The sequence below is a fragment of the Shinella pollutisoli genome, assembly GCF_024609765.1.
Lineage (GTDB): Bacteria > Pseudomonadota > Alphaproteobacteria > Rhizobiales > Rhizobiaceae > Shinella > Shinella pollutisoli.
In genome coordinates this window covers 42374-64969 of record NZ_JANFDG010000031.1, presented here as the reverse complement: position 1 = coordinate 64969, position 22596 = coordinate 42374, and the positions used below count along the sequence as shown (strand labels likewise).

General features: G+C 70.0%; 21 protein-coding genes. 14 read left to right on the top strand and 7 right to left on the bottom strand.

Features of this window, described 5'->3' with window-relative positions:
• Positions 1 to 135: 135 nt before the first annotated feature.
• Both groL and groES read right to left on the bottom strand, forming a co-directional pair.
• The gene (gene groL / locus NNZ72_RS21370) at positions 136 to 1776 is read right to left on the bottom strand and encodes a chaperonin GroEL (RefSeq protein WP_257317653.1); all 1641 of its coding nucleotides are present in this window, start codon (positions 1774 to 1776) and stop codon (positions 136 to 138) included.
• Positions 1777 to 1824: 48 nt separating this feature from the next.
• Positions 1825 to 2121: a co-chaperone GroES gene (groES, locus tag NNZ72_RS21365; RefSeq protein ID WP_257317652.1), complete on the bottom strand. Its 297-nt coding sequence runs from the start codon at positions 2119 to 2121 to the stop codon at positions 1825 to 1827.
• Positions 2122 to 2412: 291 nt separating this feature from the next.
• On the opposite strand from groES, the gene NNZ72_RS21360 reads away from it, so the two are divergent.
• The 5 genes from NNZ72_RS21360 to NNZ72_RS21340 all read left to right on the top strand — a co-directional run bounded on the left by NNZ72_RS21360 (position 2413) and on the right by NNZ72_RS21340 (position 8663).
• Positions 2413 to 3261, top strand: coding sequence for a TIGR01459 family HAD-type hydrolase (locus NNZ72_RS21360; protein WP_257317650.1), 849 nt, complete (start codon positions 2413 to 2415; stop codon positions 3259 to 3261).
• 17 nt (positions 3262 to 3278) lie between these two features.
• Positions 3279 to 4259: a bifunctional riboflavin kinase/FAD synthetase gene (locus NNZ72_RS21355; protein WP_257317649.1), complete on the top strand. Its 981-nt coding sequence runs from the start codon at positions 3279 to 3281 to the stop codon at positions 4257 to 4259.
• Positions 4260 to 4473: 214 nt separating this feature from the next.
• Complete coding sequence (gene ileS / locus NNZ72_RS21350; protein WP_257317648.1) at positions 4474 to 7389, top strand: isoleucine--tRNA ligase; 2916 nt, start codon at positions 4474 to 4476, stop codon at positions 7387 to 7389.
• A gap of 169 nt (positions 7390 to 7558) precedes the next feature.
• Positions 7559 to 8176 (top strand): hypothetical protein, encoded by a 618-nt coding sequence (locus NNZ72_RS21345; protein WP_257317647.1) that lies wholly within the window; start codon positions 7559 to 7561, stop codon positions 8174 to 8176.
• Between the two features lie 4 nt (positions 8177 to 8180).
• On the top strand, positions 8181 to 8663 hold the full coding sequence (locus tag NNZ72_RS21340) for a GNAT family N-acetyltransferase (RefSeq protein ID WP_257317645.1): 483 nt from the start codon (positions 8181 to 8183) through the stop codon (positions 8661 to 8663).
• 4 nt (positions 8664 to 8667) lie between these two features.
• Here NNZ72_RS21340 and NNZ72_RS21335 read toward each other — a convergent pair whose 3' ends face one another.
• Both NNZ72_RS21335 and NNZ72_RS21330 read right to left on the bottom strand, forming a co-directional pair.
• Positions 8668 to 8958 (bottom strand): hypothetical protein, encoded by a 291-nt coding sequence (locus NNZ72_RS21335; protein ID WP_257317643.1) that lies wholly within the window; start codon positions 8956 to 8958, stop codon positions 8668 to 8670.
• The gene (locus NNZ72_RS21330) at positions 8955 to 9407 is read right to left on the bottom strand and encodes a nucleoside deaminase (RefSeq protein WP_257317642.1); all 453 of its coding nucleotides are present in this window, start codon (positions 9405 to 9407) and stop codon (positions 8955 to 8957) included. The genes NNZ72_RS21335 and NNZ72_RS21330 overlap by 4 nt, the downstream gene beginning before the upstream one ends.
• 71 nt (positions 9408 to 9478) lie before the next feature.
• Between NNZ72_RS21330 and NNZ72_RS21325 the strand changes: the two genes are divergently transcribed.
• From NNZ72_RS21325 to NNZ72_RS21315, 3 genes are read left to right on the top strand one after another with little or no spacing between them, the layout of a single operon-like run.
• Positions 9479 to 11239, top strand: coding sequence for a pseudouridine synthase (locus NNZ72_RS21325; protein ID WP_257317641.1), 1761 nt, complete (start codon positions 9479 to 9481; stop codon positions 11237 to 11239).
• Between the two features lie 6 nt (positions 11240 to 11245).
• Positions 11246 to 11806 (top strand): 16S rRNA (guanine(966)-N(2))-methyltransferase RsmD, encoded by a 561-nt coding sequence (gene rsmD / locus NNZ72_RS21320; protein WP_257317638.1) that lies wholly within the window; start codon positions 11246 to 11248, stop codon positions 11804 to 11806.
• Between the two features lie 8 nt (positions 11807 to 11814).
• Positions 11815 to 12678: a patatin-like phospholipase family protein gene (locus NNZ72_RS21315; protein WP_257317637.1), complete on the top strand. Its 864-nt coding sequence runs from the start codon at positions 11815 to 11817 to the stop codon at positions 12676 to 12678.
• 3 nt (positions 12679 to 12681) lie between these two features.
• Here NNZ72_RS21315 and NNZ72_RS21310 read toward each other — a convergent pair whose 3' ends face one another.
• The gene (locus tag NNZ72_RS21310) at positions 12682 to 14478 is read right to left on the bottom strand and encodes a monovalent cation:proton antiporter-2 (CPA2) family protein (protein ID WP_257317635.1); all 1797 of its coding nucleotides are present in this window, start codon (positions 14476 to 14478) and stop codon (positions 12682 to 12684) included.
• A 110-nt stretch (positions 14479 to 14588) separates the two neighbouring features.
• Between NNZ72_RS21310 and NNZ72_RS21305 the strand changes: the two genes are divergently transcribed.
• Genes NNZ72_RS21305 through lpxK form a run of 6 tightly spaced genes read left to right on the top strand, consistent with a single transcriptional unit; the run spans position 14589 to position 20189 of the window.
• Positions 14589 to 15935, top strand: coding sequence for a TldD/PmbA family protein (locus NNZ72_RS21305; RefSeq protein WP_257317634.1), 1347 nt, complete (start codon positions 14589 to 14591; stop codon positions 15933 to 15935).
• Between the two features lie 4 nt (positions 15936 to 15939).
• Entirely contained in the window at positions 15940 to 16752 is an 813-nt protein-coding gene (locus tag NNZ72_RS21300; RefSeq protein WP_257317633.1) for a 3'(2'),5'-bisphosphate nucleotidase CysQ, read from the top strand.
• A 59-nt stretch (positions 16753 to 16811) separates the two neighbouring features.
• On the top strand, positions 16812 to 17048 hold the full coding sequence (locus NNZ72_RS21295) for a DUF4170 domain-containing protein (protein WP_257317632.1): 237 nt from the start codon (positions 16812 to 16814) through the stop codon (positions 17046 to 17048).
• A gap of 53 nt (positions 17049 to 17101) precedes the next feature.
• Positions 17102 to 18415, top strand: a complete 1314-nt coding sequence (gene waaA / locus NNZ72_RS21290) for a lipid IV(A) 3-deoxy-D-manno-octulosonic acid transferase (protein WP_257317631.1) — start codon at positions 17102 to 17104, stop codon at positions 18413 to 18415.
• A gap of 15 nt (positions 18416 to 18430) precedes the next feature.
• Entirely contained in the window at positions 18431 to 19159 is a 729-nt protein-coding gene (locus tag NNZ72_RS21285) for an HAD family hydrolase (RefSeq protein ID WP_257317630.1), read from the top strand.
• Positions 19149 to 20189 (top strand): tetraacyldisaccharide 4'-kinase, encoded by a 1041-nt coding sequence (lpxK, locus tag NNZ72_RS21280; protein WP_257317629.1) that lies wholly within the window; start codon positions 19149 to 19151, stop codon positions 20187 to 20189. Before NNZ72_RS21285 ends, lpxK begins: the two co-directional genes overlap by 11 nt.
• A gap of 236 nt (positions 20190 to 20425) precedes the next feature.
• Here the strand turns inward: lpxK and NNZ72_RS21275 are convergent, their stop codons facing one another.
• Positions 20426 to 20656 carry a DUF2093 domain-containing protein gene (locus tag NNZ72_RS21275; protein WP_257317627.1) on the bottom strand — a complete coding sequence of 77 codons (231 nt, stop codon included), beginning with the start codon at positions 20654 to 20656 and terminating at the stop codon, positions 20426 to 20428.
• A gap of 80 nt (positions 20657 to 20736) precedes the next feature.
• On the bottom strand, positions 20737 to 22518 hold the full coding sequence (mutL, locus tag NNZ72_RS21270) for a DNA mismatch repair endonuclease MutL (RefSeq protein WP_257317626.1): 1782 nt from the start codon (positions 22516 to 22518) through the stop codon (positions 20737 to 20739).
• Positions 22519 to 22596 lie beyond the last annotated feature (78 nt).

Here is a 22596-nt window from a genome sequence, read left to right as displayed (position 1 = left end):
CTCGACCACGATGTAGAACTCGTCCAGTCCTCCACCGGAGGTGGAGGTTTACTTTGGTTACAAAAAAGGGCGGTCCGGAGACCGCCCTTTCGTCTGTCCTGCGGGGATCGCGGACGACGGACAGGCCTTCGCCTGTCACATCATGTCCATGCCGCCCATTCCGCCCATGCCGCCGGGCATGCCGCCCGGAGCGTCCTTCTTCGGCAGCTCGGCGATCATGGCTTCCGTCGTGATCAGCAGCGAGGCGACCGAAGCGGCGTTCTGCAGCGCGGTGCGCACGACCTTGACCGGGTCGACGATGCCGAGCTGGATCAGGTCGCCGTATTCGCCGGTCTGGGCGTTGTAGCCGTAGTTGTCCTCGTTCTTCTCGAGGATCTTGCCGACCACGATGGAGGCCTCGTCACCGGCGTTGTCGGCGATCTGGCGGACCAGCGACTGCAGCGCGCGGCGGACGATGTTGATGCCGGCTTCCTGGTCGTCGTTCTCGCCCTTGACGGCGATCTTGACGGAGGAGCGCAGCAGCGCGACGCCGCCGCCCGGTACGATGCCTTCCTGGACGGCAGCGCGCGTCGCGTTAAGGGCGTCGTCGATGCGGTCCTTCTTTTCCTTCACTTCGACTTCCGTGGAGCCGCCGACGCGGATGACGGCGACGCCGCCCGCGAGCTTGGCGAGACGCTCCTGCAGCTTCTCACGGTCGTAGTCCGAGGTGGTTTCCTCGATCTGCGCCTTGATCTGGGCCACGCGGCCTTCGATCTCGGCCTTCTGGCCGGCGCCGTCGACGATCGTGGTGTTCTCCTTGGAGATCGAGACCTTCTTCGCCTTGCCGAGCATGTCGAGCGTGACGTTCTCCAGCTTGATGCCGAGATCCTCGGAGATCACCGTGCCGCCCGTCAGGATGGCGATGTCCTCCAGCATGGCCTTGCGGCGGTCGCCGAAGCCCGGGGCCTTGACGGCGGCGATCTTCAGGCCGCCGCGCAGCTTGTTGACGACGAGGGTGGCGAGCGCTTCGCCTTCGACGTCTTCGGCGACGATGACCAGCGGCTTGCCGGTCTGGACGACGGCCTCGAGCACCGGCAGCATGGCCTGGAGGTTCGAGAGCTTCTTCTCGTGCAGCAGGATGTAGGCGTCTTCCAGATCCGCGACCATCTTTTCCGGGTTGGTCACGAAGTAGGGCGACAGGTAGCCGCGGTCGAACTGCATGCCTTCGACGACTTCGAGCTCGGTCTCGGCGGTCTTGGCTTCTTCAACCGTGATGACGCCCTCGTTGCCGACCTTCTGCATCGCTTCCGCGATGTCGAGGCCGATCTGGCGCTCGCCGTTGGCCGAGATCGTGCCGACCTGGGCGACTTCTTCCGAGGTGTTGATCTTCTTGGCCTTGGCCTGGAGATCCTTGACGACTTCGGCGACGGCGAGGTCGATGCCGCGCTTCAGGTCCATCGGGTTCATGCCGGCGGCGACGGCCTTGGCGCCTTCGCGGACGATGGCCTGGGCGAGAACGGTCGCGGTCGTGGTGCCGTCACCGGCGACGTCGTTGGTCTTCGAAGCGACTTCGCGGACCATCTGCGCGCCCATGTTCTCGAACTTGTCTTCCAGTTCGATCTCCTTGGCGACGGAGACGCCGTCCTTGGTGATGCGCGGGGCGCCGAAGGACTTGTCGATGACGACGTTGCGGCCCTTGGGACCGAGGGTGACCTTCACGGCGTCTGCGAGGACGTCGACGCCACGCAGCATCTTCTCACGCGCGCTGCGGCCGAACTTGACTTCTTTGGCTGCCATTTTTCAAAACTCCTGGTTTCGAATGGGAATTTCGGGAAGGACCGGCAATCAGCCGATGATGCCCATGATGTCGGATTCCTTCATGATCAGAAGGTCTTCGCCGTTGAGCTTGATTTCCGTGCCGGACCACTTGCCGAAGAGGATGCGGTCGCCGACCTTCACGTCGAGGGCGATGATGTCGCCGTCGTCGTCACGCGCGCCGGGGCCGACGGCGACGATTTCGCCTTCCTGCGGCTTTTCCTTGGCGGTGTCGGGGATGATGATGCCGCCCTTGGTCTTTTCCTCGGATTCGACGCGACGGACGACGACGCGATCGTGCAGCGGACGGAAGTTGATGTTTGCCATTGTCTAATCCCTCGATCAAATGACATTGCGGACCGCGAGCGGGCCCGTTGGAAAGATGTTAGCACTCACCAAAGTCGAGTGCTAGCGGCGATGGAGATAAGAGGCGCCGGAGATGGAGTCAAGGACGCCTCCGTGAAATTCTTTTGACGGTTCCGGCGGCCCGCATCCGGCAGATGGCGGTCCGCCCCGCCGCCGTCAAGGGCGCACCCCGCAAAAACGGCGGGAGGAGGCTTGTATTCTCGCCGCGCCTTTGCGATGTCAGCCGGGCTCGACTTCATGAGGGGAATCCCGATGGCTGAACGCATCCGATCCTTCGCCGAGATCGCCGGCCGCTACGACGTGGTGCTGTGCGACGTCTGGGGCGTGCTGCACAACGGCGTCGAGGCCTTCGCCGCCGCCTCGGAGGCGCTCGCGGCCGCGCGCGCGGCCGGTCTCACGGTCGTGCTCATCACCAATTCGCCGCGCCCCTATCCGGGCGTGAAGGTGCAGATCCGCGGCCTCGGCGTCCCGGACGAGGCCTATGACCGCATCGTCACCTCCGGCGACGTCACCCGCGCGCTGATCGCCGAGGGCCCGAGGAAGATCCGCTTCATCGGCGCCGACCGCGACTATCCGCTGCTCGACGGCCTCGACGTGACGCCCGTGGATATGGAGGCGGCCGAGGCGGTGGTCTGCGCGGGCCTGCGCGACGACGAGGCCGAGACGGCCGAGGACTACCGCACCGAGCTTGCCGCGCTCGCCGCGCGCGGCCTGCCCTTCGTCTGCGCCAATCCCGACCTCGTGGTCGAGCGTGGCCATCGCCTCATCCCCTGCGCCGGCGCGATCGCCGCGCTCTACGAGGAGCTCGGCGGCCGGACCGCGATCGCCGGCAAGCCGCACCGGCCGATCTACGAGAAATCGATCGCCGAGGCGCGCGAGGTGCGCGGCGACTTCGACCTCGCCCGGGTGATCGCCGTCGGCGACGGCATGCCGACGGACGTGCGCGGCGCGGAGGCCCTCGGCCTCGACGTGCTCTACATTTCCGGCGGCATCCACGCGCGCGAATACGTGGAGGCCGGCCGCACCGACGAGGCGCGGCTCGACGCCTTCCTTTCGCGCGAGGGCGCGCACCCGAAATGGTGGATGCCCCGGCTGCAGTGACCGGACGGAGGCCGTCGATGACCGTATTCCACAGGAACGAGACGAAGGAGCCGCTGCCGGAGCGCCTCGCCGGCGGCGTGATCGCCATCGGCAATTTCGACGGCGTGCACCGCGGCCACCAGGCCGTGCTGCAGCGGGCGCTGGACATCGCCACCGCCCGCGGCGTGCCGGCGCTGGTGCTGACCTTCGAGCCGCATCCGCGCACCGTCTTCCGCCCCGAACGCCCCGTCTTCCGCCTGACGCCGGCGCCGCTCAAGGCGCGCATCCTCGAAGGCATGGGCTTTTCCGCCGTCATCGAATATCCCTTCGACCGAACCTTCTCGGAAATCTCGGCGTCGGGCTTCATCCGCTCGATCCTGCTGGACTGGCTGAAGGCCTCCGAGGTGGTGACCGGCTTCGACTTCCACTTCGGCAAGGGCCGGGAGGGCGGGCCAGCCTTCCTGATGCAGGCGGGCGAGGAGAACGGCTTCGGCGTGACGCTGGTCGACGCCTTCCGCGACGAGAACGCCTCCGTCATCTCCTCCAGCTTCATCCGGTCGCTGCTCGCCGAGGGCGAGGTCGCACAGGCGGCCGCCCAGCTCGGCTACCGCTACGCGGTGGAGGCCGAGGTCGTCGGCGGCAAGCAGCTCGGCCGCACGCTCGGTTATCCCACCGCCAACATGCAGCTTCCGCCCGAGGTGTCGCTCAGGAACGGCATCTATGCCGTGCGCTTCCGCCGCGCCGACGGCAGCCTTCACGACGGCGTCGCGAGCTTCGGCCGCCGCCCGACGGTCGACACCGACGGCGCGCCGCTGCTCGAGACCTTCGTCTTCGATTTCTCCGGCGATCTCTACGGCGAGGTCTGCGCCGTCTCCTTCTTCGGCCACCTGCGCGACGAGCTGAAGTTCGACGGGCTCGACCCGCTGGTCGTGCAGATGAAGCGCGACGAGGACGAGGCGCGCGCGCTCATCGCCGGCGTGCGCCCGCTCGGCCCCATCGACGCGCGCCTCTGTTTCTAGGCATTCTCCGTCTTTTCAAAGGTGCGAAAAGGCCGTAATACCGCGCACCATGATGTTCGACCGGCTGACCATCGATCTGCGAATTATTGGCCCGGCCTTCCGCGCGCTCTGAGCGAGGCCGGAAGGTCCGGGATTTCGGGCGTTTCCGTCACGCCCCGCCGTCATAGCCAGTTTGTTTATCCCGCAAGCGCGACGATCGCGCGATGAGACACCCATGACCGATACGCCCGAGAAAGTCGATTATTCCTCCACCCTCTACCTGCCGCAGACGGATTTCCCGATGCGCGCCGGCCTGCCGCAGAAGGAGCCGGAGACGGTCGCCCGCTGGCAGAAGATGGAGCTCTACAAGAAGCTGCGCGCGTCGGCCGCCGGCCGCGACAAGTTCGTCCTCCACGACGGTCCGCCCTATGCCAACGGCAACATCCATATCGGCCACGCGCTGAACAAGATCCTCAAGGACGTCATCACCCGCTCCTTCCAGATGCGCGGCCGCGACGCCAACTACGTGCCCGGCTGGGACTGCCACGGCCTGCCGATCGAGTGGAAGATCGAGGAGAAGTACCGCGAGAAGGGCAGGAACAAGGACGAGGTGCCGGTCAACGAGTTCCGCCGCGAATGCCGCGAGTTCGCCCAGCACTGGATCGGCGTGCAGACGGAGGAGTTCAAGCGCCTCGGCATCGAGGGCGATTTCGAGCGCCCCTACACGACGATGAACTTCCACGCCGAGGCCCGCATCGCCGGCGAGCTGCTGAAGATCGCCAAGTCCGGCCAGCTCTACCGCGGCTCCAAGCCGATCATGTGGTCGGTGGTCGAGCGCACCGCGCTCGCCGAGGCCGAGGTGGAGTACCAGGACTACGAGAGCGACACGATCTGGGTGAAGTTCCCGGTCGTGGAGGGCGGTGACGACCTCCGGGGCAATTCCGTCGTCATCTGGACGACGACCCCCTGGACCATCCCCGGCAACCGCGCCATCGCCTTTTCCTCGCGCTATGCCTACGGCCTCTACGAGGTCACGGCGGCCGAGAACGCCTTCGGCCCGCAGCCGGGCGAGAAGCTCGTCTTCGCCAAGCGCCTCGCCGACGAATGCGCCGCCAAGGCCAAGGTGACGCTCGCGCTCGTGCGCGACCTGGAACCGTCCGAGCTTGCCGGCGTCACCTGCGCCCATCCGCTGAAGGGCCTCGGCGGCGGCTACGGCTTCAAGGTGCCGCTCCTCGACGGCGACCACGTCACCGACGACGCGGGCACCGGCTTCGTGCACACCGCCCCCGGCCACGGCCGCGAGGACTTCGACGCCTGGATGGCGGAGGCCCGCAGCCTCGAGGCGCGCGGCATCTCCTCGCAGATCCCCTTCACCGTCGACGACGCCGGCTTCTACACCGCGGACGCGCCCGGCTTCGGCCCGGACCGCGAGGGCGGCCCCGCGCGCGTCATCGACGACAAGGGCAAGAAGGGCGACGCCAACGACGCCGTCATCAAGGCGCTGATCGCCGCCGGAAACCTCTTCGCCCGCGGCCGCCTCAAGCACACCTATCCGCATTCCTGGCGCTCGAAGAAGCCGGTGATCTTCCGCAACACGCCGCAATGGTTCGTCTACATGGACAAGGCGCTCGGCGACGGCACCACGCTGCGCTCGCGTGCGCTCGATGCCATCGACGACACCCGCTTCGTCCCCGCCGCCAGCCAGAACCGCCTGCGCGCCATGATCGAGAGCCGGCCGGACTGGGTTCTGTCGCGCCAGCGCGCCTGGGGCGTGCCGATCGCCATCTTCGCCGACGACAAGGGCGAGATCCTCGTCGACGAGGCGGTGAATGCCCGCATCCTGGAGGCCTTCGAGCAGGAAGGGGCGGATGCCTGGTTCGCGCAAGGCGCCAAGGAGCGCTTCCTCGGCAACGACCACGACCATGCCCGCTGGCACCAAGTCATGGACATCCTCGACGTCTGGTTCGACTCGGGCTCGACCCACACCTTCACCCTGGAGGATCGCCCCGACCTGAAATGGCCGGCCGACGTCTATCTCGAGGGCTCCGACCAGCATCGCGGCTGGTTCCATTCCTCGCTGCTCGAAAGTGCGGCGACGCGCGGCCGCGCGCCCTACGACGCCGTCATCACCCATGGCTTCACCATGGACGAGAAGGGCGAGAAGATGTCGAAGTCCAAGGGCAACGTCGTCTCGCCCCAGGACGTGATGAAGGAATCGGGCGCCGACATCCTGCGCCTGTGGGTGATGACCACCGACTACTGGGAGGACCAGCGCCTCGGCAAGACGATCATCCAGACCAACATCGACGCCTACCGCAAGCTGCGCAACACGATCCGCTGGATGCTCGGCACGCTCGCCCACGACACCGGCGAGGAGATCGCCGCTAGCGACATGGCGGAGCTGGAGCGGCTGATGCTGCACCGGCTTGCCGAACTGGACGCGCTGGTGCGCGAAGGCTACGACGCCTTCGACTTCAAGAGGATCACCCGCGCGCTGATCGACTTCTCGAATGTCGAGCTCTCGGCCTTCTACTTCGACGTGCGCAAGGACGCGCTCTATTGCGACGCGCCATCGTCGCCGAAGCGCCGCGCCGCGCTCTGCACGATCCGGAAGATCTTCGAGTGCCTCGTCACCTGGCTGGCGCCGATGCTGCCCTTCACCATGGAGGAGGCGTGGCTCTCCCGCAAGCCGGACGCCGTCTCGGTGCATCTGGAGCAGTTCCCGGCCGTTCCCGCCGGCTGGCGGAACGACGCGCTGGAGGAGAAGTGGGAGAAGATCCGTCAGGTGCGCTCGGTCGTCACCGGCGCGCTGGAGATCGAGCGGCGTGAGAAGCGCATCGGCGCCTCGCTGGAGGCCGCCCCGGTCGTCCACGTCGCCGATCCGGCGCTTCTCGCCGCGCTCGAAGGACAGGACTTCGCGGAGATCTGCATCACCTCGGCGATCTCGGTCGTCCCGGGCGAGGGGCCGGCCGACGCCTTCCGGCTCCCCGAGGTGGCGAAGGTCGCCGTCGAGCCGAAGCTGGCGGAAGGCCGCAAGTGCGCCCGCTCCTGGCGCATCACCACCGATGTCGGCACCGATCCGGACTATCCGGACGTCTCGGCGCGCGATGCGGCGGCGCTGCGCGAGCTCGGCTTCCGCCGGGCGGCCTGAGGGACGGCCTGTTGACGGCCGGGGCTTTCGGGCCCCGGCCCGGCCGGATGAATTGCGCTTCTCGCCTTCATCCGGTATTGCTGCCTGAAATTGGCCGGATTTTTCGGCCATGGCACGGCGTCCTGCCGTGCAGGATGTTGGGACGGCCGGCGCTGCTGGAAGGGTGTTCATGGGCATGACGCGGAATTATCGGATGCACGGCGGTCTTCTCGGCCTCGTCGGGGCGAGCTTCCTTCTCGCCGGCTGCATGGGGCCGACCTACGGCACCAGCAAGACGGCCGGCGAGCAGCTGATGGAGGACCTCGGCGACGTCGTCAGCATCGCGCCGGACACCAGCGAGGCGCGCAAGATCAAGTACCAGCCGCGCGGTGCGCTCGTCGTGCCGAAGAACGCCACGGAAACGGCCCTCGTCACGCCGCAGAAGTCCGTCGCCGGCAAGGACAACCCGGAATGGATCGAAAGCCCCGAGGAGATGCGCGAGCGTCTGCGCGAGGAGGCGACGGCCAACCAGGACGATCCGAACTACCGGTCTCCGCTGGTCTCGCAGCACGAGACCGGCCGCAAGCTTTCGGCCGCCGAGCAGCAGGCCGCCTATCGCGAGGCGCGCAAGGTCCAGATGGGCGCCTATGCCGACAAGCGCCGCTACCTGAGCGACCCGCCGCTCGAGTACCGCCGCCTGCCCGAGGGCGCGGAGGCCGATCTCGGCGAATCCGAGCGCGACAAGGAGCGGCGCCGCAGGAAGGCGGCCGCCATGGCCAACAGCGGCAGAAGCTGGTGGCCTTTCTGACGCCATGACCTACGCCATCCGGCCCGCGACCGCCGCCGACGCGGCGACGATCCTCGGCTTCATCCGCGGGCTGGCGGACTACGAGAAGGCGGTCCATCTGGTCGAGGCGACGGAGGAGACCGTCGCCGCCTCGCTCTTCGGCCCCGGCGCCGTGGCGCGCGCGATAGTGTGCGAGGCGCCGGACGGCACGCCCGCCGGCTTCGCCGTCTGGTTCCTCAGCTATTCCACCTGGCAGGCGCGCAACGGCCTCTATCTTGAGGACCTCTACGTCGCGCCCGCGCATCGCGGCGCCGGCGTCGGCAGGCAGCTCCTGCGCCATCTCGCCCGCATCGCCGTCTCGGAGGGCTGCGGCCGCTTCGAATGGAGCGTTCTCGACTGGAACGAGCCGGCGATCCGTGTCTACGACGCGATCGGCGCCGAGCCGCAGGGGGAATGGGTCCGCTACCGCCTGTCGGGCGAGAAGCTGAAGCGCTTCGCCGAGGGCTGAGGCGTCAGCGGCGTCTCGCCAGCAGGAGGAGATGAAGCGCGTGGGCCGCCGCCAGGACGGCGCAGACGACCGGCAATGCGTCGGGCTCCGCGAAGGCCACTGCCGCCATGACGATCGCCCCGAGCGCCGGCATGAAGGCGAGCGCCGCCCCGCGCGGCAGCGACCAGCCCGGCGTGCCGTCCCATTTCCATTGCATGATCAGCCGCCGCGCACCGGGCGCGACATGCCGGGCGGCGAAAAGCGACATGCCGGCAAGGAGAAGAAGCGTTGCGCCGGCGAGCGGGAGAGCGGTCATTGCGGATCGCGCCTTTCCCGGAAGAAGGTCCTGAGGATGTCGGCGGCCTCCGCCTCGCTGATGCCGGAATAGACGTCCGGCGCATGGTGGCAGGTGGCTTGCGAAAAGAAGCGCACGCCGTTGTCCACCGCGCCGCCCTTCGGATCCTCCGCACCGTAGTAGAGCCGGCGGATGCGGGCGAACGAGATGGCGGCGGCGCACATCGTGCAGGGCTCCAGCGTCACGTAGAGGTCGGCGCCCGAAAGCCGCTCCCGCCCGAGCTTTTCGGCCCCCTCGCGGATGACGGCGATCTCGGCGTGCGCGGTCACGTCGTTGTCCGCCCGGGTGCGGTTGCCGGCGCGCGCGACGACCGCGCCGTCGAGGACCAGCACCGCGCCCACCGGCACCTCGCCGCGCGCGGCGGCCGCGCGCGCCTCGGCAAGCGCGATCTCCATGAAGCGATTTGTCATCGGCGGCACGAATTCCTCTTAACCCCGGACGCCTGACCTGATAGGACACGGGCAAAACGCAGGCAGCACAAATGACATCCAAAGACAAGCCAAAACGGCCGGGCGGCAAGCCCGTCGGCCGCGATCGCAAGCCGCGCGGCGCCGCAACGGCCGCCTCCGGCAAGAAACCCTTTTCGGGCGCGAAATCCGCCGCCGCCAAGCCGGAGGGCAAGCGGCAGGGCAAGCCCTTCGCCGCCAAGGCCGCCGCCCGTCCGGCCAAGCCGGCGCCGCGCCCCGCATCGGCGGATACGGAGATGGCGCCCGAGCGCATCTCCAAGCTGCTCGCCCGCGCCGGCGTCGCCTCGCGCCGCGACGTCGAGCGCATGATCATGGAGGGCCGCGTCAGCCTCAACGGCAAGGTGCTGGACACGCCGGTGGTCAACGCCACCTTCGCCGACCGCATCGAGGTCGACGGCGAGGCGATCCGCGGCATCGAGCGCACCCGCCTCTGGCTCTATCACAAGCCGGCCGGCCTGGTGACGACCAATGCCGATCCGGAAGGCCGCCCGACCGTCTTCGACAACCTGCCGGAGGACCTGCCGCGCGTCATGTCGATCGGCCGGCTCGACATCAACACCGAGGGCCTGCTGCTGCTCACCAACGACGGCGGCCTCGCCCGCGTGCTGGAACTGCCGGCGACGGGCTGGCTCAGGCGCTACCGCGTGCGCGCCCACGGCAAGATCGAGCAGGCGGAGCTCGACAAGCTGAAGGACGGCATCGCCGTCGACGGCGTGCTCTACGGCGCGATCGACGCGACGCTCGACAAGGTGCAGGGCTCCAACGTCTGGATCACCGTCGGCCTGCGCGAGGGCAAGAACCGCGAGGTCAAGAACGTGCTCGGCGCGCTCGGCCTCGACGTCAACCGCCTGATCCGCATCTCCTACGGTCCCTTCCAGCTCGGCGAGCTGCCGGAGGGCCATGCCCAGGAGATTCGCGGCCGCACGCTGCGCGACCAACTCGGCCCCCGCCTCGTGGAGGAGGCGAAGGCGAATTTCGACGCCCCGCTCTTCGATCACGCTCCGGAACCGCCGCCGGCCGAGGAGCCGGTCCGCAAGGAGAAGCCCGCCCGCGAGAAGCCGGCCGACCGCCGCGAGGGCGCGCGCGCCCGCCTCGACACGAAGCGCGACGACCGCCCCGCCGGCCGGCGCGACGAGGGCAGGGGCCGGTTCGAGGACCGGCCGAAGCGCGAGCCCGCCGCCCGCACCCGCAAGTCCAACGTCTGGATGGCGCCCGGCGCCCGCCCCGTCGCCGAGAAGAAGGCCGACGAGGACGGCGCGAAGCGCGCGCCGCGCGCGCGGCCGGACGGCGCGCCCAAGGGCAAGCGCTACGGCCGCACCGCCGAGGGCGGACCGACCCGCTCCGCCCAGAAGTTCGATCCCGACCGCAAGGGGCCTGCCCGGGGCCGCGCGGCGGAGGCGGCCGGCAAGCCGCGCATCCTGAAGACCCGCGACGAGGAGGGCGAATGGATCCGCGCCGCCGAGCCGGAGCGCCGCGACGAGGGCGGTTTCGGCCGCAAGCGCGACGCCGCTGGCGGCGACCGGCCCGCGCGCGATTTCGGCGACCGCCCGCCGCGCGGCGAGCGCAAGCCGCGCGGAGAGGGCGACCGGCCCTTCGCCGACCGTCCGCCGCGCCGCGACGGCGGCAAGTCCTTCGGTGATCGCCCGCCCCGCGGCGAAGGCGGCAAGCCCTTCGGCAAGCCTTCGGGCGGAAAGCCGTTCGCGGGCAGGCCGGACGGCGGCAAGCCCTTCGGCGGGAAACCCGGCGGCGGCCGCCCGCGCGGCCGGGGGAAGTAGGCCGCCGTGCGCATCGTCGGCGGAGAGTTTCGCGGCCGCGCGCTCGCCACACCCCGGTCGGACGACATCCGCCCGACCACCGACCGCACGCGCGAAAGCCTGTTCAACATCCTGGCGCACGCCTATCCGGAGGTGCTCCACGGCACCCGCGTGCTCGACCTCTTCGCCGGCACCGGCGCGGTCGGGCTGGAGGCCCTGTCGCGCGGGGCGCGGAGCGCGCTCTTCGTCGAGCAGGGCGTCGAGGGCCGCGGCCTCCTGCATTCGAACATCGAGGCGCTCGGCGTGATCGGCCGCGCCAAAATCTTCCGGCGCGACGCGACGGCGCTCGGCGGCGTCGGCACGATGGAGCCCTTCCACCTCGTCTTCGCCGACCCGCCCTACGGCAGGGGGCTCGGCGAGAGGGCGCTCGACGCGGCCGCCCGCGGCGGCTGGCTCGTCGACGGTGCGCTGGCGATCCTGGAGGAGCGCGCCGATGTGACGCCGGCCGCCGTCGACGGTTTCGAGCCGCTGGAGGTGCGCACCTTCGGCGACACGCGCATGCATTTCTACCGTTACCGGCCCGGCTGAGGTCCGCCATGACCGAGATTCCCACCCCCGCAGCCCGCAAGCCCGGTCCCACCCTGGCGCTGGCGCTCGGCGGCGGCGGCGCGCGGGGGCTTGCCCATATCCATGTCATCGAGGTGCTGGACGAGTTCGGCCTGCGCCCGTCGCTGATCTCCGGCGCCTCGATCGGCGCGCTGATGGGCGCCGCCGTCGCCTGCGGCATGACGGGCGCGGAGATCCGCGAGCATGTGCTGTCGGCGATCGGCGGGCGGCGCGAGGTGCTGAACCGGCTGTGGAGCCTGCGCCCGGCGAGCCTTTCCGAGGTCGTCGCCAACGGCCTGCGCTTCGGCCAGTTCAACCTCGAGCGCGTGCTCGCCGCCTTCCTGCCGGAGCGGCTGCCGGAGACCTTCGAGGGTCTGGACATCCCGCTCAAGGTCGTCACCTCGGACTATTACGCCCAGTGCGAATGCCTTTGCGAGACGGGACCGCTGATGCCGGCGCTTACGGCGTCTGCCGCGCTGCCCGCCGTCTTCCGCCCGGTGACGATCGGCGGGCGCGTGCTGATCGACGGCGGCCTGTGGAACCCCGTGCCCTTCGACCATATCGCCGGCAGGGCCGACATCACCATCGGCGTCGACGTCATCGGCCATCCGCCGGCCGGCACCGCCGACCTGCCGAACGGCATCGACAGCCTTTACGGCGCCACCCAGCTCACCATGCGCTCGATCGTCACGCTGAAGCTGGAGAGGGGCGCGCCCGACATCTATCTGAGGCCCGAGGTCGGCCGCTTCCGCGTCCTCGATTTCCTGAAGGCGGAGGAGGTGCTGGCGGGCTCGGCCGGCATCCGCGACGTGCTGCGCCGCGCGCTCGACGAGCGGCTTTCGGCGCTCGCCTGAGGCCTATGGCGCCGCCTTCTCGCCCTCCAGGCCGGCCTGCGCCTTGCGCTTCGGCTTGAGGAGCGGCTCGGGCCGCACCGGGCTGGAATGCAGCATGTGCCGCCCGGCGGAAATCCCCTCGGCCGCCTGCAGTTCCAGCCGCGCCTCGTCGCGGCGGCGGATGTCGTCGGCGATCGCCTGCGCGCTCTCCTCGTCGTGCTCCAGCGCCTCCAGCGTCTTGCGGCCGAACAGCAGGCCGGATTCGAAGGTCTCGCGGATCTCGTAGCCGACGCCGCGCGCCCGCAGCGACAGCGTGTGGATGCGGTCGTAGGAGCGGGCGAAGATCTCGGCGTTCGGATATTCCGCCTGCACGAGGTCGACGATGCGGTCGGTGGTCTCCTTGCGGTGGGTGCAGACGGCGACGATCCTCACCCGCTCGATGCCGGCGGCATTGAGCACGTCCTTGCGCGTGCCGTCGCCGAAATAGATGCGGAAGCCGAAATTCGCCGCCTGGCGGACGCGCTCAGTGGACGAATCGATCACCGTCACCTCGCGCCCGCCGGCGAGCAGCACCTGCGCGGCGATCTGGCCGAAGCGGGAGAAGCCGATCATCAGCACGTCCGCGCCGGCCCCGTCGAAATCCTCCTCCATCTCCTCGCGCGTCTCCTCGCTGCGCAGGAAGCGCGTGAGCCCGGCGGCGAGCGGCGTCAGCGCCATCGACACGGTGACGATGGCGATCAGCAGCGAGGCGAAGCTTTGCGGGAAGATGCCGCCCCCCGCGGCGGCGGTGAACAGCACGAAGCCGAACTCGCCGCCCTGCGGCAGCACGAGCGCGATGCGCAGCGCGTCGCGGTGCGGCGAGCCCGCCAGCCGGCAGAGGCCGTAGATCAGCGTGCCCTTGACCACCATCATCACGGGCGTGGCGACGAGGATGATCGCCCAGCTCGACAGGATGACGTCGACATGCAGCGACAGGCCGACGGCCATGAAGAAGAGCGCCAGCAGGATGCCGCGAAAGGGTTCGACGTCCGCCTGCAATTCGTGGCGGTAGGAAGAATCGGCCAGCAGCACGCCGGCGAGGAAGGCGCCCATGGCCATCGACAGCCCGGCCATCTGCAGCAGCGTGGCGGCGGCGAGCACGACGAATAGGGCGGCGGCGATCATCGCCTCGCGCGCGCCGGTCCGGGCGATCACCTGGAACAGCGGGTTGAGCAGGTAGCGCCCGGCGACGAGCAGCGCGGCGATGGCGGCGACGGCGATCAGGAAGTCCTCGAAGGCGGTGGTCGGGTCCTGCGGCGCCTGCTCGGCGAGAAGCGGGATGAGCGCGAGCAGCGGCACGATCGCCAGGTCCTGCAGCAGCAGCAGCGAGAAGGCGCGCCGCCCGTAGGGCCGGTTGGTGTCGCCGCTCTCGTCGAGGATCTGCAGCGCGAAGGCGGTGGAGGAGAGCGCCAGGCCGAAGCCGACGATCAGCGCGCCCGGCGCGTCGGCCAGTCCCGACAGCCAGGCGAGCCCCGCCAGCGCGCAGCCCGTCGCCGCCACCTGCGCGATGCCGAGGATGAAGATGTCGTGCCGCATCGACCACAGCCTCGACGGCTTCAGCTCCAGGCCGATGAGGAAGAGCAGGAAGACGACGCCGAGCTCGGAGACGTTCAGGATCTCCTCGCCGTCGCGGATCTGGTGCAGGAGCGGCCCTATCACCACGCCGGCGGCGAGATAGCCGAGGATCGTGCCGAGCCCGAGCCGCTTGAACAGCGGCGCGGCAAGCAGGGCTCCGCCCAGCATGAGAAGGACTTCGTAATAGGCGCTGTGCGTGTAGGACATGCGGGATGGCATCCTTCGGGGGGCTGCTGGCGGCGGGCAAAAATCGGCGGCGCCGCCCTTGATGCCCGTGTCGGCGCACAATAAATGGGTCAGCAAAGAAAGGCCAAGTCATGTCAGAGACGATCGATTCCGCAAGCCTTCTCGCGCGCGCCGGCGAGCTCATCGACCGGGCGGTCGCGGCGGGTGCGGATGCCGCCGACGCGGTGGTCGTGCGCGGCCGGTCGCGCTCCGTCAGCGTACGCCTCGGCAAGGTTGAGGGCACGGAGGCGTCCGAAAGCGACGACTTCTCGCTGCGCGTCTTCGTCGGCCGCCGCGTGGCGAGCGTCTCGGCCAATCCGGGCTTCGACCTGAAGACGCTCGCCGAGCGCGCCGTCGCCATGGCGAAGGCCTCGCCGGAAGACCCCTTCGCCACGCTCGCCGACGAGAGGGACCTCGCCCGGAACTGGCCGGACCTCGACCTCTTCGACCCGACCGAGGCCTCCGCCGAGCAGCTGACCGAGGCCGCGCTTGCCGCCGAGGCCGCAGCCCTCGCCGTCTCCGGCGTCACCAATTCCGGCGGCGCGGGCGCATCGGCCGGCATGGGCGGGCTGGTGCTCGCCACCTCGCACGGCTTCTCCGGCTCGTACATGGCGAGCCGCTTCGGCCGCTCCGTCAGCGTGATCGCCGGCGAGGGCACGAAGATGGAGCGCGACTACGACTTCGACAGCAACCTCTATTTCGCCGAGCTGCGCGCGGCGGAGGAGATCGGCCGCGAGGCCGCCGCGCGCGCCGTGCGTCGCCTCAACCCGCGCCAGGTGCCGACGGCGAGGAACGTCACCGTCGTCTACGACCCGCGCGTGGCGCGCGGCATCGCCGGCCATATCGCCGGCGCCATCAACGGCGCTTCCGTCGCCCGCAAGACGAGCTTCCTGCGCGACCGCATGGGCGAGCAGGTGCTGAAGGCCGGCCTCACCGTCACCGACGACCCGCTGATCGTGCGCGGCCCCTCCTCGCGCCCCTTCGACGGTGAGGGCGTCACCGGCCGCAGGCTGGCGATGATCGAGGACGGCGTGCTCAAGCACTGGTTCCTCTCCACCTCGACCGCGCGCGAGCTCGGGCTTTCGACCAACGGCCGCGGCGTTCGCGGCGGCACGGCGGTCAACCCGGCCTCGACCAACCTCGCGCTGGAGCCCGGCGACATCTCCCCGGAAGAGCTGATCCGCGCCGTCGGCACCGGCCTCTACGTCACCGAGCTGATCGGCCAGGGCGTCAACATGGTGACGGGCGAATACAGCCGCGGCGCCTCCGGCTACTGGATCGAGAACGGCGAGCTCACCTTCCCGGTCTCGGAGGTCACCATCGCCTCCAACCTCAAGGACATGTTCCTTCGCATCACCCCCGCAAACGACATCGACCGCGGCTTCGGCGCCGCCGCCCCGACGCTCGCCATCGAGGGCATGACGCTGGCCGGGACGTGAGGCCATGACGCTTCATCCCGCGCCTACGGACTGGACCGCCGACCTCGACCTGCTGACCGGGGCGGCGAGGCTCGCGGGCGCGCGTGCGCTCGACTTCTTCCGCAAGGCGCCGGACGTCTGGTGGAAGAACGGCGGCCGCTCGCCGGTGAGTGCCGCCGACTTCGCCGCCAACGACATCCTCAAGAAGGAGCTGCTCTCGGCCCGGCCGAACTACGGCTGGCTGTCGGAGGAGACGGACGACGACGCCCGCCGGCTCGATTGCGAGACGGTCTTCGTCATCGACCCGATCGACGGCACCCGCGCCTTCATCGCCGGCAAGGACGTCTGGTGCGTGTCCGCCGCCGTCGTCCACGGCGGCCGGCCGGTGGCGGGCGTGCTCTTCGCGCCGGCGCTCGGCGAGCTGTTCACGGCGGTGGCCGGCGGCGCGGCGCTGAAGAACGGCGCCGCCGTCTCCACGACTGCCCCCGACGCCTCGCGCCCGACGCGCATGGCCGCGCCCGAGGACATGGTCCACGCCATCGACCGGCAGGCCTTCGGCGACGTGCAGCGCATCGCGCACGTGCCCTCGCTCGCCTATCGCCTCGCCATGGTCGCCGACGGGCGCATCGACGCCACGCTCGTCAAGCGCAACGCGCACGACTGGGACCTCGCCGCCGCCGACCTGATCCTGGCGCAGGCGGGCGGCGGGCTCGCGACGCTCGATGGCGAGGCGCTCACCTATAATCGCCGGGCCGTCAGCCACGAGACGCTCTGCGCGGCCGGCCTCACCCGGCTGCCCGGCCTCGTCGACGCGTCCCGGCACCTTGCCGGCCATTGACCTTTGACCCGGAATCCAGCAAACCGTCAGCCGGATTCCGCTTGAGAACGAGAAAAGACATGACCGAGAAAAGCGACACGAAGCAGCGACTCCACCTTGTCTTCGGCGGCGAACTGACGACGCTCAAGGACATCGAATTCCGCGACCTCGACAAGCTCGACATCGTCGGCATCTTCCCCGACTATGCGACCGCGCTCACCGCCTGGAAGGCGAAGGCGCAGCAGACCGTCGACAATGCCCACATGCGCTATTTCATCGTGCACATGCACCGCCTGCTCGACCCGCAGAACGGCTGACCCCGGCCGATGACCTTCCCCCGCCCGATGGCCGCAACCGAGGTGCCGCGCCGATGAGCAGCCGGTTCGCCCGCCTTGCGCTGTCGTTCTACCGCTGGGGCGGGGTCGCGCTCTATCCCGTGATCGGCCCCTATCTCGCGGTGCGCGTCGCCAAGGGCAAGGAGGACCGCTCGCGCCGGCGCGAGCGCTACGGCGTGGCGAGCGTCGAGCGTCCCTCCGGCCCGCTCGTCTGGTTCCATGCGGCAAGCGTCGGCGAGACGGTGGCGGTGGTGCCGCTGATCGCCGAGGTGCGCCGGCGCGGCATCGCGGTGGTGCTGACGACGGGCACGATCACCTCGGCCCGCGTCGCCGCCGAGCGGCTCGGCAAGGACGTCATCCACCAGTACGTGCCGCTCGACCTGAAGCCCGCCGTCAGCCGCTTCCTCGACTACTGGCATCCCGACCTCGCCATCATCGCCGAATCCGAGATCTGGCCGATGACCATCCTCGAGCTCGGCGCGCGCCACATCCCGCAGGTGCTGGTGAACGGCCGGCTCTCCGACCGCTCCTTCGAGCGCTGGAAGCGCCGCCCGGCGCTCGCCGACGCGCTGTTCGAGAATTTCGCCCTCGTCATCGCCCAGTCGGAGGCCGATGCCGAGCGGTTCCGGGCGCTGGGCGCGCTTCCCGTCCAGGTCTCCGGCAACCTCAAGGTCGACACCGACGCGCCGCCGGCCGATCCGGCCGTGCTGAAGGCCTATCGCGCGCAGATCGGCGCACGCCGCACCTGGGCGGCGATCTCCACCTTCGAGGGCGAGGAGGCGGCCGCCGGCAACGTGCACCGGGTGCTGAAGGAGCGTACCGGCCTGCTCACCATCATCGTGCCGCGCCATCCCGAGCGGGCGACGGCGATCGAGGACATGCTGGCGGCGCGCGGGCTTTCCGTTGCGCGGCGCACCCGCAACGATCCCGTGACGGCCGAGACGGACATCCTGCTCGGCGACACGATCGGCGAGATGGGCCTCTATCTGCGCCTGACCGAGGTCGCCTTCGTCGGCAAGTCGCTGTTCGGCCAGGGCGGGCAGAACCCGCTGGAGCCGGCCATGCTCGGCTGCGCCATCCTGTCGGGCGGCCACGTGCAGAATTTCCGCGAGAGCTACCAGATGCTCGCCCGCAACGGCAGCGCCCGCATGGTGCGCGACGTCGAGATGCTGGCGAAGGGCGTGCATTATCTGCTGATGAACGATACGGTGCGCCGGCAGATGATCGACGCCGGCCAGGAGACCGTGCAGGAGATGCGCGGCGCCCTGCGCGCGACGATCAAGGGGCTGGAGCCCTATATCAACCCGCTGACCGTGAAGGCGCGGCTCCACCCCCGCCAGCCCTCCTGAGGAAGGACCGCCGAGATGACGAAGACCGCGACGATCGCCGGCATCCTCTTCGACAAGGACGGCACGCTGCTCGACTATGCCCGCAGCTGGGTGCCGGTGAACCGCGAGCTTGCCCGGATCGCCGCGCGCGGCGACGAGGTGCTCGCCCGCCGCCTGCTCGTCGCCGGCGGCATGGACCCCGACAGCGGCTACGTCACGCCCGACAGCCTGCTCGCCGCCGGCAACACGGTGGAGATTGCCGAGGGTATGGTCGCCGCCGGCGCGCCCTTCACGGTGGGCGAGCTCTCGGTGATCTTCGACGGGCTCTTCGCCAATTCGGCGGCACTCGCCGTCGCCGTCACCGACCTTGCGGTCTTCTTCGAGACGCTGGGCACGCGCGGCTACCGGCTCGGCGTCGCCTCCAGCGACAACGAGGCCTCGATCCGCGCGACCGCCGACCGCTTCGGCTTTTCCGGCCGGCTCGACTACGTCGCCGGCTACGACAGCGGCTTCGGCACCAAGCCGGAGCCCGGCATGGTGCTCGGCTTCTGCGCGGCGACGGGGCTCGAACCGCACCAGGTCGCCGTCGTCGGCGACAACAACCACGACCTGCACATGGGCCGCAACGCCGGCGCCGGGCTCACCGTCGCCGTGCTCACCGGCACAGGCTCGCGCGAAACGCTCGCCGCGGCGTCCGACTATTGCCTCAACGACATCACCGAACTCATGGCGCTGATGCCCGGCGTCGGGTCCCATGGTCAGTGAGGCCCCGCCCTTCTGGTGGACGAAGCCAGACTGGCGCGCCCGTGCGCTCTGGCCGCTTGCGGGACTCTACGGGCTCGTCGCCGGGCGGCGCATGCGCAAGGGCCGCCGCGCGGGCGTCCCGGTGCCGGTCATCTGCGTCGGCAATTTCACGGTCGGCGGCGCCGGCAAGACGCCGACGGCGATCGCGCTCGCCAAGGCCGCCAAGGCCCGCGGGCTGAAGCCCGGCTTCCTGTCGCGCGGCTACGGCGGCTCGCTCGACGTCACCACCGTGGTCGACCCGCACCACCATCGCGCCCGCGCCGTCGGCGACGAGCCGCTGCTGCTTGCCCGCGAGGCGCTGACGGTCATTTCCCGCAAGCGGGTGAAGGGGGCACAGAAGCTGGTGGAGGAGGGGGCCGACCTCATCATCATGGACGACGGCTTCCAGAGCGCGCGGCTTACCTTCGACTATGCGCTCCTCGTCATCGACACGCGCCGCGGCATCGGCAACGGCCATCTCGTGCCGGCCGGCCCGGTGCGCGCGCCGATCCGCGAGCAGATCCGCCAGGCCGACGCGCTGCTTGCGATCGGCGACGGCGACGCCGCCGATAGGCTGATCCGCCAGGCCGCGCGCGCCGGCAAGGGCATCTATGCCGCGACGCTGGAGACGGTCGGGGCGGACGATCTCGACGGCGAAGTGGTGATGGCCTGGTCCGGCATCGCCGACAACGAGAAGTTCTTCCGCACCGTCACGGAGACGGGCGCGCATCTCTACGTCACGCGCGGCTTCCCCGACCACCATCACCTCAGCGACGACGAGGTGGAGGAGATCCTCGACCATGCCGAGGCGCTCGGCTACCGGCTGGTGACGACGGCGAAGGACAGCGTGCGGCTTGCCGGCGGCCACGGCCGTTCGGAGGAGCTGAAGGAGAAGAGCCGGGTGATCGAGGTGGAAATCCGCTTCGACGACCCGAAGGCCCCCGACGCGATCATCGACGCCGCCATCGCCGCCGCCCGCCGGCGCAAGCTGCAGCGGGTTGCGGGGCGGTAGGAAGGCGACCCGCCTGTCGTCGATCTCCCGCCCCCTCACCCTAACCCTCTCCCCGCAAGCGGGGAGAGGGGACGTGCCCTGCGCAGGATCCGGACAAGGGAAAACGGTGCGGCATATCTCCTTCGCCCCGCTTGCGGGGAGAAGGTAGCCGGCAGGCCGGATGAGGGGCCGAAAACCTGATATGCGATGGTCCCGCTCTCGCAGGCGAGGCGTCCGCCGCCGGAAAAGGAAGAACCTCAGCGCCGCTGGTTCGGCAGGGCTCCCGCGCGCTTTTCCGCCTCCAGCGAGGCGGCGGCGCTGGCGTAGGGCTCCTGGCGGGCGACGCTCCAGTAGCGCAGTTCGTCGATCGGGATCGTCTCGCCGGTGACGGCGCAGACGACGTGGGAGCCGGGCATCAGGATCTGGAAATCACCGTCGAGATAGCGGATCTTCGCCTCGCGGCTTGCGCGTCCTTCCAACCGGTTCATCGTCGTCTTCCGTCGTTGTCGTTCTGGTGCCATATCCCGGCGGCCGGCAAATATCCAGCCTTTTCGCAGCCACATGGAGGTCAGCTCCGCCCGAACAGCCGCTCGATGTCGGCGAGCTTCAGCTCGATATAGGTCGGCCGGCCGTGATTGCACTGGCCGGAGCCGGGCGTCGCCTCCATCTGGCGCAGCAGCGCGTTCATCTCCTCCGGCCGCATGCGCCGCCCGGAGCGCACCGAGCCGTGGCAGGCCATCGTGGCGGCGAGGTATTCGAGCCGGTTCTTCAGCCCGCTCGCCGTGTCCCATTCGGCAAGCTCGTCGGCGAGCTGGCGCACGAGCCCCGCCGCGTCCATCTCGCCGAGCATGGCCGGCGTCTCGCGCACGGCGACGGCGCCAGGCCCGAACCGCTCGATGCCGAGGCCGAGCTGCGCGAACTCCGCCGCATGCGCGAGGAGCCGGTCGCAGTCCTCCTCCGGCAGGTCGACGATCTCCGGGATCAGCAGCGCCTGCGCCGGCACCGGCCGGGAATGGAGCGCCTGCCGCATCGCCTCGAAGACGAGGCGCTCGTGCGCGGCGTGCTGGTCGACGATCACCAGCCCGTCCTCCGTCTGGGCGACGATGTAGTTCTCGTGAAGCTGCGCGCGCGCCGCGCCCAGCGGATGGCGGACGGGCTCCGCCTCGACGGATGCCGCGGCCGCCGGCTCGCTGCGGGCGGAAGGCGCGGCGAATCCGGAAAAATCCGCCTGCCGCTCGCGAAGCGCGACCGGCGCCTCGAAGGGGCGCCAGGGCGAGGCGGAAGGCGTCCAGGGCGCTGCGGGCCGGGCCGCCTCGGGCCGGAAGGCGCGCATCAGGCCGGAGGCCCCCGTGGTCGAGGCGCGGTCGCCGTCGCGCGCGAGCGCCTCGCGGATCGCGCCGACGATCAGGCCGCGCACGAGGCCCGGATCGCGGAAGCGCACGTCGGACTTCGCCGGATGCACGTTGACGTCGACCAGCGCCGGGTCGACGTCGATCCACAAGACCGCGACCGGATAGCGCCCCTGCGGGATCGTCTCCGCATAGGCCGCGCGCAGCGCCGACCAGACGAGCTTGTCCTGCACCGGCCGGCCGTTGACGAAGGCGAACTGGTTGAGGCTGTTGCCGCGGTTGAAGGTCGGAACGCCGGCAAAGCCGGTGAGCCGTACGTCCTCGCGCGCGGCGTCGATCTCGATCGCGTTGTCGCGGAAATCGCGGCCGAGCACCTGGCCGATGCGCGCCAGCCGGTCGGCGCCGGTCGCCGGGAACTCCAGCGTCGAGCGGTCGGAGCCCGACAGCACGAAGCGCACGGCCGGGAAGGCGAGCGCCATGCGGCGCACCACGTCGGAGATGGCCGACGCCTCCGCCTTCTCGCTCTTCAGGAATTTCAGCCGCGCGGGCGTCGCGAAGAACAGGTCGCGCACCTCCACCACCGTGCCGCGGTTGGCCGCCGCCGGCCGGACCGGACCGACCTTGCCGCCGGTCACGCTGATCTCCGCCCCTTCGCCCGCCTCGGCCGTGCGGCTGAGCAGCGAGAGCTTCGCGACTGAGCCGATCGAGGGCAGCGCCTCGCCGCGGAAGCCGAGCGTGCGGATGTCGGCGAGGTCGTCCTCGAGCTTGGAGGTGCAGTGCCGGCGGATCGCCATCTCGAGGTCGGCGGGCGCCATGCCGCAGCCGTTGTCCGTTACCCGGAGCAGCGCCTTGCCGCCGCCGGCCGTCGCGATCTCGATGCGGGTCGCGCCCGCGTCGACGGCATTCTCGATGAGTTCCTTGGCGGCGCTCGCCGGCCGTTCGATCACCTCGCCGGCGGCGATCCGGTTGATGAGGGTTTCTGAAAGCTGTCGGATGGTCATGCCGCCATTCTCTTGGATTCGCCAAGGCAATTCCAGCAAAACCGCGCGTGCTCCTTCCTCCGCGATCGCGTGAAGGCG